The sequence below is a fragment of the Bradyrhizobium sp. JHI2711 genome, from assembly GCF_056156565.1.
Genome location: NZ_JBPZPT010000004.1, coordinates 613,421 through 631,101 on the forward strand (window position 1 = coordinate 613,421; position 17,681 = coordinate 631,101).

Consider the following 17,681-nt stretch of genomic DNA (forward strand, 5'->3'; position numbering starts at 1 on the left):
GTCAGTCGTCCGTTTCACCGGCCTCGTACAGCGCTTCGCGCCCGATCCGGTCGAGGCAGAGCTCGGCGGTCCAGGGCAGCATCAGCGAGCCGCAGCGGCTGTCACGATAGATCCGCTCCAGCGGCAGCGAGCGAAGCATGGCCTGACCGCCGCAGGTGCGGATCGCGAGCGCGGCGAGCTCATTGGCGCCCTCCATCACGGAATATTGCGCGGCATAGGCGCGCAGCACTTGCTCCTTGCTCGGATTGGCGCGCGCCTCGGTCACGGCCTGGAACCAGATTGCCTTAATCTGCTCCAGCTTGATCTGCATCTGCGCCACCGCGATCTGCTTGGTCGGGTACATCCGCCGCTTGACCGACGGCATGCCCGGGACCTCGCCGCGCAAGTAACGCACGGTGAAGTCGTAGGCGGCTTGCGCCAGGCCCATATAGGTCGGCGACAGCGTCAGGAACATGTGCGGCCAGCGCTGAGCTGCCTGGAAATACACGCCGCGCGGCATCAGCGCCGAATCTTCCGGAACGAACACATCCTTGAACAGCAGCGTCCGCGAAACCGTGCCGCGCATGCCCAGCGGGTCCCAGTCGCCGACGACCGAGACGCCTTCTGATTTGGCTGATATCGCCAGGTAAAGCGTGTTGCGGCGCGACGCCTTCTCGCCTTGCTCCATCTCGGTGCAAAGCACGCCGTAATAGTCGGCGTGGCCCGAAAGCGAGGCAAAGATCTTCTTGCCATTGACGATCCAGCCACCCGCGACTGGCCTTGCTTCGGTACCGAAAGCAACGCCGCCCGCAGCGGCAGCTCCACCCTCGGAGAAGGGTTGCGAATAGATCGCACCGTCCTCGACGATGCGCTTGTAGTGCACCGCGCGCCGCCGCTCATGCTCGGCACGAGTCTCAGCATCCATGTCGAGATCGTCGGCGAGGGGACCCGACCACAGGGTCGAGCAGACATGCATGTTCCAGGTCAGTGCAGTAGCGCCGCAATAGCGGCCGATCTCGGCTGCCGCCAGGGCATAGGTCTGGTAATTCGCGCCGAGGCCGCCGTGCTTCTTTGGCACGGCGATGCCGAGCAGGCCGATGCGATGCAAATCGCGGTAATTTTCAGTCGGGAAAGTCGCCTCGCGATCGTAAGTGGCGGCGCGACCGGCAAACACGGTCTGGCCAATCTCTCTCGCGCGGGTGATGATGCCGGCCTGCTCGTCGTTCAAGCGGAATGCGACCGGATCGAAGATCGGCGCATCCAGCGCGACCTTGTCGGTCGTGCCAATCGTCTTGCTGACTTGCATGGTCATCGCGCAGTTACCTTAAGCTTTGGTCGCGAGCGAGTTCAGGAACCGGCCGAGAGCTTCGTCGAAGGCGTCGGGGCGTTCGAGATTGGCGAGATGGCCGACGCCAGGCAGCTCGACATATTCGGCCCCCGGGATATAGGTCGCCGTCTTTGCCATCATCGGCGCGGGCGCGTTGTTGTCCTTTGAGCCGGACAGCAACAGCGTGGGAACGGAGATATTTCCGAGCGTGCTGCGTTGATCGAAGCCGATGAGAGCCAGCATCATGGCGCGATAGCTCGCTTCGGGCACGCTCCCCATGCATTCGCGGGCAACCTCCATCCCGTTCGGATCGGGATCGTCGCCGACGAGCTCCTTCACCAGGGAGGGGGCCAGCGACTTCATCGTCTCGCCGCGATCGAGCGGTCCCAGTCGCGCTGCGATGAATGATTTCTGCCAGTCGCCGTCCGCCTTTCCGAACGCAGGGCTGGTCTGCGCCAGCACGACTGCGCGTGCCAGCTTGGGGGACTGAACCAGCCACTTCTGAACGATCATGCCGCCGATGGAATGGCCGACCAGAACAGGCCTGCTGACGCCGAGTTGCGCGATGAATTGCTGCAGCGCCTCCGCCAGGGCAGCGATACTGACGCTCGCAAGCGGCGCCGATCCTCCATAACCGGGCATGTCCCATGCGATCGCGCGGAAGCGGCCGCCAAATGTCGCAAGCTGCCCCCGCCAAGCCCGCGCCGCGCCGCCGATGCCGTGCAGGAAGATCAGCGGTATCGCGCCCGGATCGCCCGCGGCTTCGTAGGCGAAGCGTCCGTCCTTTGTTGTCATTGGCACAGGCTGCGACACGCGACATCCTTCTGCTGGGCCCCTCGATGCTAACAGGCCTTTCGGAGATGGAAAGCGATAATTTTATACTTAAAGCAATTTTCGGGCCGTTGCTCGTGCCGCATCATTCGCCGCCCACGCGCCGCTTTCGTTGCAAAAACTTGAAGGTTAAAATATATCGAACACTGGTCACGAGATCCGAGGGAGCCAGCGCATGTCCGGATTGCCGCATTCGCCGCACACGCTGGTCACCGGTGGCGGGCGCGGCATCGGCCGAGCGATCGCGTCCGCTCTCGTCGGCGCCGGTGCGACCGTGACCGTGCTTGGCCGGAACGCGGCGGTTCTCGACGAGGCGGTCAATGCAGGCGCCGCGCACTTTGCGGCTGTCGCTGATGTCTCGAACGAAGCGTCTCTGAAAGCCGCGATCGCCGGGGCAAGTGCGCGCAAGCCGATCGACATCCTGATTGCCAACGCGGGCAGCGCTGAATCGGCGCCGTTCGCGAAATCGGACAGCGCGCTCTTCAGCCGGATGATGGATGTCAATTTCATGGGCGTCGTGCATGCCGTCCAGGCCGTGCTGCCGGGCATGAAGGATCGTCCCTACGGCCGCATCGTCGCGGTAGCGTCCACCGCAGGCCTCAAGGGCTACGCCTATGTCAGCGCATATGCAGCGGCCAAGCACGCCGTCATCGGCCTCGTGCGTTCCCTTGCTCTCGAGATGGCCGGAAGCAACGTCACCGTGAACGCGGTGTGTCCCGGCTTCACCGACACCGACCTCGTCGCCGGGAGCATCGACAACATCGTGAAGAAGACGGGCCGGACCCGCGAGCAGGCAATTGCCGAGCTCGCGAAGCACAATCCGCAAGGGCGCCTGGTTACGCCTCAGGAGGTCGCAGACGCGGTTCTCTGGCTGTGCGGGGAGGGCGCGAGCTCGATCACCGGACAGGCGATCGCAGTGGCCGGTGGCGAAGTCTAGCCTGCCTGGCAGGCGCGGAAAAAGAAAGCCAAGGAGATCCCATGAGCAGACCAGCCAATCCCGTTACCGTGCCGCTTGCGGATTACTCACCGCAGCATTTCCTGCTCGCCGCGGTCGACGGCGTTGCGACGGTCACACTCAACCGTCCCGAACGAAAGAATCCGCTGACGTTCGAGAGCTATCGGGAACTGACCGACTTCTTCCGCGCCTGCGCCTTCGACGACGCGGTCAAGTCCATCGTCGTGACGGGTGCCGGCGGCAATTTCTCGTCCGGCGGCGACGTGTTCGAGATCATCGGCCCGCTGGTGAAGATGGACACCAAGGGTCTGACCGCCTTCACGCGCATGACCGGCGACCTCGTCAAGGCGATGCGGGCCTGTCCTCAGCCGATCGTGGCCGCGGTCGAAGGTATCTGTGCCGGGGCCGGAGCGATCATCGCGATGGCGTCTGATATGCGCCTTGCGGCGAGCGGGGCCAAGGTGGCGTTCCTGTTCAACAAGGTGGGGTTGGCCGGCTGCGACATGGGCGCTTGCGCCATCCTGCCGCGGATCATCGGGCAGTCCCGCGCCTCCGAGCTGCTCTACACCGGCCGGTTCATGACGGCGGAAGAGGGCGAGCGCTGGGGCTTCTTCAGCCGCATCGTCGCGCCAGAGCAGGTGCTGCCCCAGGCGCAGGTTCTGGCCAGGCAGGTCGCGGAAGGCCCGACCTTCGCCAACACCATGACCAAGCGGATGCTGGCCATGGAATGGGCGATGTCGGTGGAGGAGGCGATCGAAGCGGAGGCCGTGGCTCAAGCCCTGTGCATGACAACGGCGGATTTCGAGCGCGCCTTCGACGCTTTCGCCAACAAGGTCAAACCGGTCTTCAGGGGCGACTGAGCCGGTCGCAATTATCTGCAGCCAATCCAGCGAGGGGGGACTTGCGGGGGATTATTTTAGGTTTAAAATAATTTCATTGCCGCCTGCGTGAGATGAAGCTCGCCAATCGCGCGATGATGTCGCCGATGCGCATGTATTCGGGTTCCGCGACAGCGTGCGCGACCGGCAGGATCTCCAGGAGCTGAGAATTAAGGCTAAGCCTAAGACCAGGGCGGAGCTCAAGGCGGAGGCGACAAAGCCGCTTGCGGCGGAGTGACCGCCCGTGCGACGTTAACCCATTGCCTGCGGTTCGAGTGGAGTTAGGGCGATGAAGGCGATTATCGTCGGTGGCGGTATCGGTGGTCTCACGACGGCTTTGATGTTCCGCTCGCGCGGCCTGGATTGCGAGATCTTCGAGCAGGCCGACACCATTCGCGAGCTCGGCGTCGGCATCAACACGCTGCCGCATGCCATGCGCGAGCTGGCCGGCCTCGGCCTGTTGCAGAAGCTCGACGAGGTCGCGATCCGCACCGATCAGCTCTACTATCTCAACCGCCATGGCCAGGAGGTCTGGCGCGAAGCTCGCGGCATCGACGCCGGCCACGACGTGCCGCAATTCTCGATCCATCGCGGCCGCCTTCAGGGCGTTATCCATCGCGCCGTTGAGGAGCGGTTGGGCCGCGAGGCGATCCACACCGGCTGCCGGCTCGGCGCCTTCACGCAGGACGAGGGCGGCGTCACTGCTTACTTCTTCGATCGCGCCGGCACCCATGTCCACACCGCGCGCGGCGATATCCTGATCGGCGCCGACGGCATTCACTCTCGCGTCCGCGAGACGCTGTTTCCGAACGAAGGGCCGCCGTGCTGGAACGGCCTCATGCTGTGGCGCGGTGCGCGCGACTGGCCGCTGTTTCTCACCGGAAAATCGATGATCGTGGCCGGCGGTCTCAATGCCAAGGTGGTGATCTATCCGATCGCGGAAGGATCGAGCCCGGCGAGCCGCCTGACCAATTGGGCGGTGCTGGTGAAGGTGGGCGAGGGCAACGCGCCGCCGCCGCGGAAGGAAGACTGGTCGCGGCCGGGCCGCCGCGAGGAGCTGATGCCGCACGTGGCACGCTTCTCGGTGCCCTATATCGACGTGAAGAGCCTGATCTCGGCAACGCCCGAATTCTACGAATATCCGACCTGCGACCGCGATCCCTTGCCCTATTGGTCATCGGGTCGGGTCACGCTGCTCGGCGACGCTGCGCATCCCATGTATCCGGTGGGGTCGAACGGCGCCTCGCAGGCTATTCTCGACGCGCGCTGTCTTGCGGATGTGCTGGTGCGCGCCGAACACCCGCGTCAGGCCTTGCTCGAATACGAGAAGAAGCGTCTGCCGATGACGGCCGAGATCGTCCGCTCCAACCGGCGCGGCGGGCCGGAGGGCGTCATCGACGCCGTCGAGCAGCTCGCGCCCGACGGTTTCGACAATGTCGACAACGTTCTGAGCTATTCCCAGCGCGAGGCCATCGTGCGTGGCTATGCCACCAAGGCAGGCTTCGCCGCGGTGCCGGGACTCGCGGCGGTGCGCGCTTAAGACAGGCTGCTAGCCGCCGGGCGGCGGCGGCAGGAAGTGGATGTTGAACTCGGCAGCCATCGCCACGACGTCCTCCGGCTTCTGCTCCTTCATGTTGTGAAGGCCCCAGAACAGGTCGAACAGCTTGCGGCTCGGCGAGACCCAGAACAGCACCTTGGCGGTCTGCTCCGACTTGTTGAAGATGCCGTGCGGCACGCCCATGCCGAGGCGGATCAGGTCGCCTGCACTGGCCTGCGCCTCCGAATTGCCCAGCATGAAATCGAGCTTGCCCTCCAGCATATAGAGATACTCATCCTGGTCGGGGTGAATGTGCGGCGGCACGAAGGTGCCCGGCGGTAGCGTCGCGTGCCAGGAGAAGCTGTTCTCCGCGTAGCTCTTCGGCACGTAGGTCTGGCCGAGGATGTTCCAGGAAATGCCCTGGATTCCTTCATTGGCCCGCGTGATGCCGGTGATTTCGCTCTTCATTGCAGTCCTCCCGTAGCGCGCTGCGCGGCTATTGTCAGAGCATGATCTTCATCGGAAAACCGCTGCGCACTTTGCGCTAGTGCGGCCCTTCGGGTCCGGATCATGCTCAGTTCGACGCCTTGCAGTCCTTGGCATAGCGGTCGCCGTAATTTTCGAAGACCTTCTGCACGATCTCGGTCTGGAACTTGCCGTCCGGACGCTTGGCGACCTTGGTCAGGTAGAAATCCTGGATCGGATAATTGTTGTTGTTGAACTTGAAGGCCCCGCGCAGCGAGGTGAAGTCGGCCTTCTTCAACGCGGCGCCAACGGCCTCCTTGTTGGAGAGATTGCCCTTCACGGCCTTGACTGCGCTGTCGATCAGCATCGCGGCATCATAGGCCTGGAAGGCGTAGGTGCCGGGAACGCTGTTGTAGGCGGCCTCATAGGCGGCAACGAACTTCTTGTTCTGGGGATTGTCGAGATTGGGCGCCCAGTTCGCGCCACCGAACATGCCCACCGCCGCATCCTGCTGTGCCGGCAGGGTCGATTCATCGACCGTGAAGGCCGAGAGCACCGGAATAGTATCGGCGAGCCCGGCCTGCCGGTACTGCTTGACGAGATTGACGCCGAGGCCGCCCGGCATGAATGTGAACAGTGCATCGGGCTTCTGCGAGGAAATCTTGGAGAGCTCCGGCTGGAAATCCAACGTGTTCAACGGCATGTAGGACTCTTCGACGATCTCGCCCTTGTAGTCCAGCTTGAAGCCAGCCACCGAATCCTTGCCCGCCTGATAGTTCGGCACCATCAGGTACATCCGCTTGTAGCCGCGATCCTGCGCGACCTTGCCGAGGATCTCGTGCACCTGATCGTTCTGATACGAGGTCACATAGAAGAACGGGTTGCAATCCTTGCCGGCGAAGGTCGAGGGACCGGCATTGGGGCTGATCAGGAAGGTTTTCGACTCCGTGATGGGCCGGTGGATGGCCTGCAGGATGTTGGAGAAGATCGGCCCGACCACGAAGTCGACCTTCTCACGTTCCAGAAGGCCCTTCACCTTGGTCACCGCAGCATCCGGCTTCAGCTCATCGTCGACGACGACGACCTCGACATCGCGGCCACCCATCTTGCTGCCGAGATCCTTCACGGCGAGCGCGAAGCCGTCGCGAACCTGCTGGCCCAGCGCTGCGGCGGGCCCCGATAGGGTCACGATCACACCCAGCTTGATTTTTTCCTGGGCGAGGGCAGGGGTCACCACGGTGCCGAGTAGCATCGCAGCTGCGGCCAAGGTTATTTTCGTCTTCATGATCTGTCCCTCGTGACGATTGGCTTGCGCTGCAAGCCACGTACTCCAATCCAAAGCTTATGCCGATGACGGCGGTCCCGGCAAGCCGAGCGCGGGGCGTCGCATCGTGCGAGCAGCGATGCATGCAAGCTGCGCGCCAATTATTTGAAGCCTAAAGAAACTGGCGTGCGGTCGATTGTTGCAGCTTTGGACTTGCGGCCGACGCGGATTTATTTGAAGCTCAAAACGTTGGGGATTCCGTGCCCGCGCCATGGCCGGCCGTGAGTGACTGCATCGACATGCTCGATTCCGAGACCAAGGTTGTCGAAACACCGGAGGACCACGCCGAAGAGCTTCGGCTGTGGCTGCGGCTCTTGACGTGCACGACGCTGATCGAGGGCGAGGTGCGCGGCCGGCTGCGGCAGCGGTTCGACGTCACGTTGCCGCGTTTCGACCTGATGGCACAGCTCGACAAGGCGCCTGACGGCATGACCCTGTCAGATGTCTCCAAGCGCATGATGGTCTCGAACGGCAATGTGACCGGGCTCGTGGAGCGCCTGGTGGAATCAGGCCATCTCGACCGGCGGACCTCAGACACCGATCGCCGCGTCCAGGTGATCCGGCTGACCAAGCTCGGGCGTGCCGAGTTCCGCAGGATGGCCGCCGAGCACGAGACCTGGATCGCCGATCTGTTCGCCGATCTCTCCCCGAAGGATGTGCGCGAATTGATGCGCCTCCTCGCCAAGACCAAGGCGTCCGCGCAGAAATCGGCCGCCCGCCGCCGGCCGTAGCCTGCGGGCGCGACAGCCCGACACCCTTTGCCGCATGAAAAAGCACGGGATGCCCAAAATCCCCTATTGCGCCGAATTGTTTTAAGCCTAAAATGTTTTCCAGATCGTGCTGCCGGGTGCAATCCATGCTGAAAGGAGCGTGCGATGGCCAACGCCGCCAAGATTCAAGGGACGGGCTCGTCTGACGGCAGCGCCGCGACGGCCCATGTCGATACGTTCGCGCGGCAACATCTGCCGCCGCGCGAGCTCTGGCCCGAATTCATCTTCACGCGGCCGGAGCTGAACTATCCGCCGCGACTGAACTGCGTCAGCTATTTCCTCGATCGCTGGGTCGAGCAGGGCCATGGCGATGCCCCTTGCGTCATCAGCCCGGCCGTCAGCTACACCTATCGCGAGCTGCAGGCGCTGGTGAACCGCATCGCCAATGTGCTGGTTGGCAAGCTCGGTCTCGTCAGCGGCGGGCGTGTGCTGCTGCGCTCGGCCAACAATCCGATGATGGTTGCGACCTATCTCGCGGTGATCAAGGCCGGTGGAATCTGCGTGGCGACGATGCCGCTGCTGCGCGCCAAGGAGCTGTCCTATCCGATCCAGAAGGCGGAGATCACGCTGGCGCTGTGCGACGGAAAGCTCGCCGAGGAGATGGAGAAGGCGAAAGCTGCTGCGCCCGGTCTCGAGCGGGTCGTCTATTGGGGCAATGGCGCGGCGGATTCGCTGGAAGCGTTGATCGCCGATGTCAGCCCGGAGTTCGAGGCGGTCGATACCGCCGCCGACGACATCTGCCTGATCGCCTTCACCTCGGGCACGACCGGCGATCCCAAGGGCACCATGCATTTCCATCGCGACATGCTCGCGGTCTGTGACGGCTATGCGCGCAACATTCTGCGCGCCGTGCAAAACGATCGCTTCATCGGCTCGGCGCCGCTCGCCTTCACCTTCGGCTTCGGCGGCGTGCTGTTTCCGATGCATATCGGCGCCTCCTTCGTTGTGCTGGAGAAGACGACGCCGGACGACATTCTGAATGCGATCGAGCAGCACAAGACCACGGTCTGCTTCACGGCGCCGACCGCATACCGCGCCATGCTTGGCAAGCTCGCAGGCCGCGACATTTCTTCGCTCCGCAAATGCGTCTCGGCGGGCGAGACCCTTCCCAAGCCGACATTCGATGCCTGGCTTAAGGCGACTGGGATCAAGCTGATGGACGGCATCGGCTCGACCGAGATGCTGCACATCTTCATCAGCGCGACCGAGGACGAGATCCGCCCCGGCGCCACCGGCAAGCCCGTGCCGGGCTATGAAGCCAAGATCGTCGATGATGAGGGCCGCGACGTGCCGCCCGGAACGATGGGCTTTCTCGCCGTGCGCGGGCCGACCGGCTGCCGCTATCTGGCCGACGAGCGGCAGCGGAAATACGTCCAGAACGGCTGGAACATCACCGGCGACACCTATTTGATGGATAGCGACGGCTATTTCTGGTACCAGTCGCGCTCCGACGACATGATCGTGTCGGCCGGCTACAACATCGCAGGAACTGACGTCGAAGCGGCGCTGCTTACGCATCCGGCGGTCGCCGAATGCGGTGTGGTCGGCGCGCCGGACGAGGCGCGGGGCATGATCGTCAAAGCCTATGTCATTGCCGCGCCCGGCGTGACCCCTGACGCTCAGCTCGTGGCCGAGTTGCAGGAGCACGTCAAACGCGAGATCGCGCCGTATAAATATCCGCGCGCCATCGAGTTCGTCGCGCAATTGCCGAAGACCGAGACCGGCAAGCTGAAGCGCTTTGCCCTGCGGCAGTTGGCGCAGGCTGCAGTGACGTCCTCAGGCGTCGCCGCGGAATGAGAGAAGGATAGAGAATTGTCTGTGACGACGCCGAAAAGCCCGCAACTCGCGGTCCTGCCGACCGCAGCCGAGGATGGAACGCGCACCAAGGCGCAGATCCTGCAGCCGTCAGGCTGGCCGCTGCCGAAGGGCTATGCCAACGGCATGGCTGCCGAAGGACGCATCGTCGTCACCGGCGGGGTGATCGGCTGGGACGCCGAGGAGCGTCTCGCCGACGGCTTCGTCGCGCAGGTGCGCCAGACCCTGGACAACATCGCAGCGATCCTGGCCGAGGCCGGTGCCCGGCCCGAGCACCTCGTGCGCCTGACCTGGTACGTCGTCGACATGGACGAGTACCTGGCCAATCTGAAGGAGCTCGGCAGGATCTACCGCGACGTCTTCGGAACGCACTATCCAGCGATGGCCCTGGTACAGGTCGTCCGCCTCGTCGAGAAGGCGGCGCGCGTCGAGATCGAAGCCACCGCCGTCATTCCGAGCTGAACTCCGCGGCGATCAGCTCGCTTTGGCGAGCTCGTCGTCTTCGGGCGAGTTGAGATAGACGCCGGATATGGTGTCGACCCAGCAGAGATGATCGTGCACCTTCTTCACGCCCTCGACGTTTTCCGCGGCGACGATCGCGGCTTGCCGAGCGCGCTCTTCGGTGATGACGCCGCTGAGATGAACGATACCGTCGCGGACGATGACGTTCAGCCCGAACGGGCACCAGTCGTTCTTCTCCATGGTGTCGATGATGCGGCTGCGAATGTGGTCGTCGTCCGCGGTCGGATCCGGCACTTCGCGGGCGAGCCCGGCCACGGCCTGTAACAGGTTGGCGCGGGACACGATTCCGACGACCTTGTCGCCGCGCACCACCGGCAGCCGCTTGACGTTGTTTCGCTCCATGAGATCGACGATCTCCGCAAGCGCCGTATCCTCGGTGATGGTTACGGGCAGGTCGGTCATCACTTCCGAGACCTTGCGGCCGTGTTCGTGAACGAAGTCGCTGGCGGATTTGCCCGGACCGAGGATGAACCGCAGCCAGCGCCCGCGCTTGCGCCCGGTGCCGATCTCGCTGCGCCGGATGAAATCTCCTTCCGACACCACGCCCACCAGCTTGCCGGTAGCGTCGACCACCGTGAGGCCGCTCACATGTCGCTTCAGCATGATATTGGCGGCCTCGACGATGCTGGTGTCGGGGGTAACCGAGATGACCGACCGGGTCATGATCTGGTGGGCGCGCATGAACAACTCCGCTGGCATGTCAATTTCAATGGACAAAGCCTAGTGAATCCATCGGGGTGCGGTTTGACTCAGGTCAAGCGGAGAAAGCTTGCCTTGATTGACCGATTTTGATCCGTGCCGCGATTTGATGCAGCTCAACGCGCACTGGAAGCGTCGCCATATCCTGCCGCAGGCGTAGAACAGAAGCCCGCAGGAACAATGAGCCATGAGCGTCGTGAAGATCTTCCCGCGGGCCGAAGCGCCGCTGCAAGCTCCCGCTATCAGGCCGGCTGCCGGGATTTCCGAAAGGGTCGCAGGCACGCCGGCTGACTGCACTTGCCCGCAAACAACGGATTCGTATCCACTCGATCGCGCGTTTCATGCCATGCTGGCGCGGTTCACGGGCGGAATCTCGCCTGTTGCCTTGTCGCTCGCCTGGCTCGACTGGGGCGCGCATCTTGCGGCGGCGCCTCAGCACCAGATGGAGCTCTTCCGCAATATCTTCCGCGACTCAGGCCGCTTCCTGGAAGCTGCCGCTCACGCGACATCGCAGGAACCATGGTCCGTCATTCGGCCGCAGGCGCGGGATCGCCGCTTCAAGGACCGGCAATGGGAAGCCGCGCCGTTCAATCTGCTTGCGCAGGCGTTTCTGCTCACCGAGCGCTGGTGGCACGATGCCACGACCGGCATACGCGGCGTGTCGCACGCAAATGAGGGCATCGTCGAGTTCTCGATGCGCCAGATGCTCGACATGCTGGCGCCCTCGAACTTCGCCGCCACCAATCCGCAGGTGCTGGAAAAAGCGTTCCAAAGCGGCGGGGAGAACTTCGTGTTCGGCTGGCAGAACTGGTGCAGCGACCTGATGCGCCTGCTCTCCGGCTCGAAGCTGGCCGGCGAGGATCAGTTCGTCGTTGGCAAGACGGTGGCGGCTTCGCCCGGCAAGGTCGTCTACCGCAACAGCCTGATCGAGCTGATCCAGTACCATCCGACGACTGCGCAGGTGCGGCCGGAGCCGATTCTGATCGTGCCGGCCTGGATCATGAAGTACTACATCCTCGATCTGTCGCCGCAGAATTCCCTGGTCAAATACCTGACCGCTCAGGGCTTCACCGTCTTCGCGATCTCCTGGCGCAATCCGGATGCGAACGATCGGGATGTTGCCTTCGACGACTACCGCAAGCTGGGCGTGATGGCCGCGCTGGACATGATCGGGCAGATCGTGCCGGGCCGGAAGATCCATGCGCTCGGCTATTGCCTTGGCGGGACGTTGCTGTCGATTGCCGCGGCGGCCATGGCGCGGGACGGCGATAGCCGTCTCGGCACCGTCACGCTTCTCGCCGCACAAACCGATTTCACGGAGGCCGGCGAACTGACGCTCTTCATCAACGAGAGCCAGGTTGCCTTCCTCGAAGACATGATGTGGCAGCGCGGTTATCTCGACACGACACAGATGGCAGGCGCGTTCCAGCTCCTGCGCTCCAACGAGCTGATCTGGTCGCGGCTCTCGCGTGATTATCTGATGGGCGACGGCTCGCCACCGAGCGACCTGATGGCCTGGAATGCCGACGCCACGCGGCTACCCTATCGCATGCACTCGGAGTATCTGCGTAAGCTGTTCCTGAACGACGATCTGGCGGAAGGTCGCTATCGGGTCGAATGCCGGAGCGTCTCGCTGTCCGACATTCACACACCGATGTTCGTGGTCGGCACGCTCGCCGATCACGTGGCGCCCTGGCGATCCGTCTACAAGATCCATTATCAGGTCGATGCCGACGTAACGTTCCTGTTGACCAGCGGCGGTCACAATGCCGGTGTCGTGGCGCCTCCGCAGGAGGAGGGCCACTTTTATCAGGTGCTGACCAAGGCTGCCGATGCGCCCTATATCGGTGCGGATGAATGGCTGAAGCTGGCCCCGCGCGTCGAGGGCTCATGGTGGCCGGAATGGACCACTTGGCTGGCGGCACGTTCCGGCGCGCCCTGCGATCCGCCGCAGATCGGACTTGGCGACGCCCTCGGCCTGCCGGATGCGCCGGGGGACTACGTCCACACCTAAGCCTCCGGCTCCGATCTCGGCGTGAGATCCGAGGAGCGGAACGGTTTGGCCTTGTCCAATTTGCGATAGGCCGTTGACGCCTTCCGCAACAACTTCTTCTCGCGTTTGCGGTTGAGGAAGCGACGGCTGGCATCGATTCCGGCGCCATTCAACGAGGCCGCCAGTGCCTGTCCGCGCGCATCGTCGTTCAATTGACCGAGCGAGCGTTGTGCCTTGCGCAATTGCTTGAGGATGGACTTCTGTTTCGTCGCCACCCCATCGGCGAACAGATCCGCAAGCGACTCGACCGAGTAGGTCATCCGCTTGTTGAGGAGCCGCAGCTTGTGACGTTTCTCGACATCGAGCTTCTTCAGCTTACGGGCCTTCTTGAGCAGCGTCGTCTCCCACTCGGTCAGCCGCTCCGTCGCATGGTCGGCGAGGGTGCAGCGGCGCAACCGCATCGCTTCCTTGCTGCGGCGGGTCGACCAGGGGCCGCTTTCGATCCACGTCGAGGTTTGCTCGACCAGGCGGCGATACCGCGCCGATTGCAGCGCACGCGCCAGCAGCCGATGACTCTCCGCGCGTTTTTCGTCCCAGCGCTGAAGCTCGGCGACCACCGCGAGCTCGTCGCTACTCTCTGCGACGATCCGCTCGATGGCCACGTCGAGGTCCCGCACCATGCCGAGCTGACTGTTCAGCCATTTCAGTTCGGCCCAGACTTCCGGTCGCACGTTATCGTCGACCATTGGCGAGAAGAAGCGGATGGCAGTCCGCAGATGCGTTAGTGCGATCCGGATCTGGTGCAGCGCATCCGGATCGCCGCGGCAGGTGCCGTCGTGCTGAGCGATCACCGCGCCGAGGTGTCGGCGGGCGATGATGCGGAAGGCCGTGTCGCAGGCCATGCCGGGGCTGAGGCGGGCGGGCAGGACATTGCGCCGCGTTGCCGGCTTGGCATGCGTATTTGCCGTCGAGCGCGTGGTGGGTCGCGACTTCCTTGCCCGCATCAGTCTGATTGCCTTGTTTGCCCCTCAGCGATGACGTTCCGGCAGTTCTGAAGCGTCTGCTCTTGTGTCCCGGATGCATCGATGGTCGCCCAGCCGACATGGCCGATATTATAGTGCTCTTGCAGCGCGGCAACCTCCGGCGTGGCGTCCGATGCGTCTCCCCGGCGGTTGCCGATGCGCGCTTGCCGGGTTGCAAGGTCTGCGACCAGGAACAGCCCGTTCAACGTCACGTTGCATTCGCGCGCCAGCGCCGCGATCGCATCGCGTTCGTCCTCGCGCGCGAATACGCCGTCGACGATCGCCGAATGGCCCTGCGCCAGCACCCGCCGGGCCTGCTGCACCAGCGTGTCATAGGCGCAGGCCGTGACCTCCGGCGTATAGGCTGAAGGCGGCAAGCGGTGGGTGTCTTCGACCCCGAACATCTGCTTGCGGACGAGATCGCTGCGCAGCACGACGGCGCCCGGCGCCGGTGCCACGACCGGCGCGAGCGCGTGCGCCAAGGCGGTCTTTCCGGTGCCGGACAGTCCGCCGACCGCAATCAGACGCGGAGCAGGAGGACGGATCAGCGTCCCGGCGAGGTCGAAATAACGCCGTGCCTGGTCGACGATGCCGGGATCGTCGGAGTACGGCGGTTTCAGTCGCGCCAGCGCCACCTGGGCGCGGATCGCCGCCCGGATGGACATGAACAGCGGCAGGGTCGAGAGCGCATCGAGATTGTCGGCCGGCGTCGCGGCGAGATAGCGGTTCAGCACTATGTTTGCCGCGCTCGGCTGGTGGTGCTGCAACAGGTCCATCAGCGTGAATGCGAGATCGTAGAGCACGTCGACCGTCGCCATCTGCGCATCAAACTCGATCGCGTCGAACAGCACGGGTCGATCATCGATCATAACGATGTTTGCCAGATGCAGATCGCCATGGCAGCGGCGCACGAAGCCCCGGCGGCTGCGCTCTGCGAGCAGGGGACGAATACGCAGATAGGCCGCATGCGAAGCCTTGCCGAGTTGCTCGATTTCGTCTGCGCCGACATGGCCGCCGGCCCGCAGACCATTCGTGTTGCCGTCGATCAGGGCCGGAATGGAGGAGACCCATGCCTTTCCGTCGGCGCGCGTCGCCGCCGCATGCGAAGCGGCGATTGCGTCAGCGGCGGCCGAGGCAAGCTTCGCGTCCAGCGGTCCCGCCTCGGCCAGATGATCCAACGTCCTGCTTTCGTCGAAGCGCGACATGTCGACCGCATACTCGATCGGCCGGCCGGCGCCCTCGACCTTCACCGATCCATCCGGCTCTTCCGTGATCGCCACAACGCCATGGTAGATCTGCGGCGCCAGGGGCCGGTTGATCCGGATCTCCTCCTCGCAGGCCGCCTTGCGCTTTTCGAGCGTCGAATAGTCGAGGAAGGGAAACCGGACGGCGCGCTTGATCTTCAGCGCACGCTTTGCGTCCAGGAACACCGAGGCGGCATGCGTGTCGATGCGCATCACGCCGGGATGGTCGGTCAGCATCCGAAAGATGCGCTCCTGAGCCGCCGTGTCATCCTTCATCGAAGCGGACATGGCAAGCACCATCAGGGCGTCAGCACGGCCGCGCCGAGGATCTGGCCATTCCGCAGCATGGTCAGGACCTCATTGGCCTGATCGAGCGGAAACGCCGTCGTCTCGGTGCGCACGCCGGCTTGCGGCGCGACCTTGAGAAAATCGAGGCCATCCTGCCGGGTCAGATTGGCGACCGAGACCAGCTGCCGTTCCTGCCACAGCAAATCATACGGAAAGCTTGGAATGTCGGTCATGTGGATGCCGGCGCAGACGACGCGACCGCCTTTGCGCACGGCGCGCAACGCCGCCGGGACCAGCTCGCCGGCTGGCGCGTAGATGATCGCGGCGTCGAGCGGCTCGTCGGGCACCTGGTCCGATGACCCCGCCCAGACAGCGCCGAGACGGCGGGCAAGATCTTGTGCAGCGGCATCGCCGGCCCGCGTGAATGCATGGACGGAGCGTCCCTGCCAAGCCGCGACTTGCGCAATGATGTGGCCGGCCGCGCCGAAGCCATAGAGACCGAGCCTCTCGGCGGGGCCGGCCAGGACCAGCGAGCGCCAGCCGATCAGCCCCGCGCAGAGCAGAGGCGCAATCTCGACGTCGCTGCCGGCCTCGCCGAGCGGAAAAGCGTAACGTGCGTCGGCGATGGTGTGGGTCGCGTAGCCGCCGTCGCACGTGTAGCCGGTGAACAGCGGTGCATCACAGAGGTTTTCCATACCCTCGCGGCAGAAGCGGCATTTTCCGCAGGTGAAGCCGAGCCAGGGAATGCCGACCCGGTCACCAGGCGCATGTGTCGTCACATTCGCGCCGATGAGGTCGACCCGGCCGACGATCTCGTGGCCAGGCACGATCGGATAGCGGATGCCGGGCAGCTCGGCATCGACGAGATGAAGATCGGTCCGGCATACACCGCAGGCGCTGATCTTCACCCGGATCTGACCCTCGCCCGGCATCGGGTCGGGCCGCTCCTCCATCCGGAGCCGCGCTCGTGGGGTCGGCAACACCATCGCACGCATGTCTGTCTCCGGGGCGAACCGCTCCGACTGAAGTATCCATAGAACGGCCGAGTGGCCAGTCCTTGACGTCAGTCAACGCCTGTTTCCCGGGCTGATCGGACGGAGTTTCCCCCGGTCTTGACGCGGATCAAGGGTCTCGACGACAGCCCGCCTATCATGGTGGCTCAGGAGAATTCCGATGCCCATCAAGGATGTGTTTCTGCCCCTTGTCGGCCAGCCGCGCGGGCCAGCCCTGGTTGCGATCGAGAAATGCGTTTCTGTCGCCGCCGATCTCGGCGCCAGGATCACCGCGCTCGCGGTCGAGGAAGATGTTTTCGAGCGACCGAAGGTGATGCTGCCTGACGATCGCGAATTCGCGCAGGCCAGCCTCGAGGCGAGCGACATGCAGCAGCTGCTGAATGCATTCACCGATGCGGCTTGCTGCGCCAACGTCCGCGCCCAGGGCCGGTCGGGCAAGGTGCCTGCGGATCAGATCGGAGCGATCCTGGCCGAGCACGCCCGCTTCAGCGACCTCGCGCTGGTTCCCGTGAAACCGCATGACAGTCGAACGGAGACCATCGTGGAGGCGTTGTTGTTCGAATCCGGCCGGCCGCTTCTGCTCTGTCCCGAACATCGCGCCGACGAGCTCAGGCCCGAGTTCGAGAACGTCGTGATTGCCTGGGATCATTCTGCACGGGCCGCGCGTGCGGTCGGCGATGCGTTGCCTGTTCTTCAGGCTGCCAGTTCGGTTCGTGTGCTGACCGTGGCGGAGGACGAGACGGACGCGGTCGTCCGATCCGGAACGGCACTCGTCGACCATTTGCGGGAACACGGCGTCTTTGCCTCGTTCGAAACCACGAAGGGGGGCGGCCGCTCGACCGGCAAAGTATTGGGAAGCTGGGCGAATTCCCATGGCATCGATGCCATCGTGATGGGCGCCTATCATCATTCTCGCCTGAACGAGATCGTGTGGGGCGGTGTGACAAAGACCGTCATTGGCCAGCCACCATGCTGGGTTATGATCTCGCACTAGGCGTCTTCTTCCAGCCGGATCGTCC

16 protein-coding genes are annotated in these 17,681 nt (G+C 64.0%); 8 read left to right on the forward strand and 8 right to left on the reverse strand.

The genetic code is table 11. From position 1 onward, the window contains the following. Position 1: 1 nt before the first annotated feature. Together ACTEK7_RS30430 and ACTEK7_RS30435 are read right to left on the reverse strand one after the other, a co-directional pair. Entirely contained in the window at positions 2-1,291 is a 1,290-nt protein-coding gene (locus ACTEK7_RS30430) for an acyl-CoA dehydrogenase family protein (RefSeq protein WP_225148152.1), read from the reverse strand. A gap of 12 nt (positions 1,292-1,303) precedes the next feature. Beyond that, on the reverse strand, positions 1,304-2,101 hold the full coding sequence (locus tag ACTEK7_RS30435) for an alpha/beta fold hydrolase (RefSeq protein ID WP_225148153.1): 798 nt from the start codon (positions 2,099-2,101) through the stop codon (positions 1,304-1,306). A 211-nt stretch (positions 2,102-2,312) separates the two neighbouring features. Here ACTEK7_RS30435 and ACTEK7_RS30440 point away from each other — a divergent pair, with 211 nt between their 5' ends. The 3 genes from ACTEK7_RS30440 to ACTEK7_RS30450 all read left to right on the forward strand — a co-directional run bounded on the left by ACTEK7_RS30440 (position 2,313) and on the right by ACTEK7_RS30450 (position 5,510). Continuing rightward, the gene (locus ACTEK7_RS30440; protein ID WP_225148154.1) at positions 2,313-3,074 is read left to right on the forward strand and encodes an SDR family NAD(P)-dependent oxidoreductase; all 762 of its coding nucleotides are present in this window, start codon (positions 2,313-2,315) and stop codon (positions 3,072-3,074) included. Positions 3,075-3,115: 41 nt separating this feature from the next. After that, positions 3,116-3,952, forward strand: a complete 837-nt coding sequence (locus tag ACTEK7_RS30445) for an enoyl-CoA hydratase family protein (RefSeq protein ID WP_225148155.1) — start codon at positions 3,116-3,118, stop codon at positions 3,950-3,952. Between the two features lie 307 nt (positions 3,953-4,259). Then, positions 4,260-5,510 carry a flavin-dependent oxidoreductase gene (locus tag ACTEK7_RS30450; RefSeq protein ID WP_036007562.1) on the forward strand — a complete coding sequence of 417 codons (1,251 nt, stop codon included), beginning with the start codon at positions 4,260-4,262 and terminating at the stop codon, positions 5,508-5,510. Between the two features lie 9 nt (positions 5,511-5,519). Here the strand turns inward: ACTEK7_RS30450 and ACTEK7_RS30455 are convergent, their stop codons facing one another. Further along, positions 5,520-5,975 (reverse strand): cupin domain-containing protein, encoded by a 456-nt coding sequence (locus ACTEK7_RS30455; protein ID WP_036007559.1) that lies wholly within the window; start codon positions 5,973-5,975, stop codon positions 5,520-5,522. 106 nt (positions 5,976-6,081) lie between these two features. Further along, positions 6,082-7,257, reverse strand: coding sequence for an ABC transporter substrate-binding protein (locus ACTEK7_RS30460; RefSeq protein WP_036028956.1), 1,176 nt, complete (start codon positions 7,255-7,257; stop codon positions 6,082-6,084). Positions 7,258-7,535: 278 nt separating this feature from the next. On the opposite strand from ACTEK7_RS30460, the gene ACTEK7_RS30465 reads away from it, so the two are divergent. The 3 genes from ACTEK7_RS30465 (at position 7,536) to ACTEK7_RS30475 (ending at position 10,343) form a co-directional block, all read left to right on the forward strand. Further along, positions 7,536-8,027: a MarR family winged helix-turn-helix transcriptional regulator gene (locus ACTEK7_RS30465; RefSeq protein WP_036007554.1), complete on the forward strand. Its 492-nt coding sequence runs from the start codon at positions 7,536-7,538 to the stop codon at positions 8,025-8,027. Positions 8,028-8,171: 144 nt separating this feature from the next. Then, positions 8,172-9,863, forward strand: a complete 1,692-nt coding sequence (locus ACTEK7_RS30470; RefSeq protein ID WP_225148156.1) for a benzoate-CoA ligase family protein — start codon at positions 8,172-8,174, stop codon at positions 9,861-9,863. A 21-nt stretch (positions 9,864-9,884) separates the two neighbouring features. Beyond that, entirely contained in the window at positions 9,885-10,343 is a 459-nt protein-coding gene (locus ACTEK7_RS30475) for a RidA family protein (protein WP_109143015.1), read from the forward strand. A 12-nt stretch (positions 10,344-10,355) separates the two neighbouring features. Here ACTEK7_RS30475 and ACTEK7_RS30480 read toward each other — a convergent pair whose 3' ends face one another. Beyond that, complete coding sequence (locus ACTEK7_RS30480) at positions 10,356-11,084, reverse strand: CBS domain-containing protein (RefSeq protein WP_225125662.1); 729 nt, start codon at positions 11,082-11,084, stop codon at positions 10,356-10,358. Between the two features lie 205 nt (positions 11,085-11,289). On the opposite strand from ACTEK7_RS30480, the gene ACTEK7_RS30485 reads away from it, so the two are divergent. Further along, positions 11,290-13,116 (forward strand): PHA/PHB synthase family protein, encoded by a 1,827-nt coding sequence (locus tag ACTEK7_RS30485; RefSeq protein WP_225148157.1) that lies wholly within the window; start codon positions 11,290-11,292, stop codon positions 13,114-13,116. On the opposite strand, the gene ACTEK7_RS30490 is transcribed toward ACTEK7_RS30485, so the two are convergent. Genes ACTEK7_RS30490 through ACTEK7_RS30500 form a run of 3 tightly spaced genes read right to left on the reverse strand, consistent with a single transcriptional unit; the run spans position 13,113 to position 16,644 of the window. After that, positions 13,113-14,099, reverse strand: coding sequence for a CHAD domain-containing protein (locus ACTEK7_RS30490; protein WP_225148158.1), 987 nt, complete (start codon positions 14,097-14,099; stop codon positions 13,113-13,115). The genes ACTEK7_RS30485 and ACTEK7_RS30490 overlap by 4 nt on opposite strands. After that, the gene (locus ACTEK7_RS30495) at positions 14,099-15,637 is read right to left on the reverse strand and encodes a bifunctional aminoglycoside phosphotransferase/ATP-binding protein (protein ID WP_225148187.1); all 1,539 of its coding nucleotides are present in this window, start codon (positions 15,635-15,637) and stop codon (positions 14,099-14,101) included. The genes ACTEK7_RS30490 and ACTEK7_RS30495 overlap by 1 nt, the downstream gene beginning before the upstream one ends. A 23-nt stretch (positions 15,638-15,660) precedes the next feature. Beyond that, complete coding sequence (locus ACTEK7_RS30500) at positions 15,661-16,644, reverse strand: zinc-dependent alcohol dehydrogenase family protein (RefSeq protein WP_225148159.1); 984 nt, start codon at positions 16,642-16,644, stop codon at positions 15,661-15,663. A gap of 178 nt (positions 16,645-16,822) precedes the next feature. Between ACTEK7_RS30500 and ACTEK7_RS30505 the strand changes: the two genes are divergently transcribed. Continuing rightward, positions 16,823-17,656 carry a universal stress protein gene (locus tag ACTEK7_RS30505; protein ID WP_225148160.1) on the forward strand — a complete coding sequence of 278 codons (834 nt, stop codon included), beginning with the start codon at positions 16,823-16,825 and terminating at the stop codon, positions 17,654-17,656. Positions 17,657-17,681: the final 25 nt, after the last annotated feature.

Bases quoted from the DNA above. Each gene is read 5' to 3' on its own strand.
- ACTEK7_RS30455 (WP_036007559.1), bottom strand. From the start codon at position 5,975: ATGAAGAGCGAAATCACCGGCATCACGCGGGCCAATGAAGGAATCCAG.
- ACTEK7_RS30495 (WP_225148187.1), bottom strand. From the start codon at position 15,637: ATGAAGGATGACACGGCGGCTCAGGAGCGCATCTTTCGGATGCTGACC.
- ACTEK7_RS30500 (WP_225148159.1), bottom strand. From the start codon at position 16,644: ATGCGTGCGATGGTGTTGCCGACCCCACGAGCGCGGCTCCGGATGGAG.
- ACTEK7_RS30430 (WP_225148152.1), bottom strand. From the start codon at position 1,291: ATGACCATGCAAGTCAGCAAGACGATTGGCACGACCGACAAGGTCGCG.
- ACTEK7_RS30450 (WP_036007562.1), top strand. From the start codon at position 4,260: ATGAAGGCGATTATCGTCGGTGGCGGTATCGGTGGTCTCACGACGGCT.
- ACTEK7_RS30440 (WP_225148154.1), top strand. From the start codon at position 2,313: ATGTCCGGATTGCCGCATTCGCCGCACACGCTGGTCACCGGTGGCGGG.
- ACTEK7_RS30465 (WP_036007554.1), top strand. From the start codon at position 7,536: ATGCTCGATTCCGAGACCAAGGTTGTCGAAACACCGGAGGACCACGCC.
- ACTEK7_RS30470 (WP_225148156.1), top strand. From the start codon at position 8,172: ATGGCCAACGCCGCCAAGATTCAAGGGACGGGCTCGTCTGACGGCAGC.
- ACTEK7_RS30460 (WP_036028956.1), bottom strand. From the start codon at position 7,257: ATGAAGACGAAAATAACCTTGGCCGCAGCTGCGATGCTACTCGGCACC.
- ACTEK7_RS30445 (WP_225148155.1), top strand. From the start codon at position 3,116: ATGAGCAGACCAGCCAATCCCGTTACCGTGCCGCTTGCGGATTACTCA.
- ACTEK7_RS30435 (WP_225148153.1), bottom strand. From the start codon at position 2,101: ATGACAACAAAGGACGGACGCTTCGCCTACGAAGCCGCGGGCGATCCG.
- ACTEK7_RS30480 (WP_225125662.1), bottom strand. From the start codon at position 11,084: ATGCGCGCCCACCAGATCATGACCCGGTCGGTCATCTCGGTTACCCCC.
- ACTEK7_RS30490 (WP_225148158.1), bottom strand. From the start codon at position 14,099: ATGCGGGCAAGGAAGTCGCGACCCACCACGCGCTCGACGGCAAATACG.
- ACTEK7_RS30485 (WP_225148157.1), top strand. From the start codon at position 11,290: ATGAGCGTCGTGAAGATCTTCCCGCGGGCCGAAGCGCCGCTGCAAGCT.
- ACTEK7_RS30505 (WP_225148160.1), top strand. From the start codon at position 16,823: ATGCCCATCAAGGATGTGTTTCTGCCCCTTGTCGGCCAGCCGCGCGGG.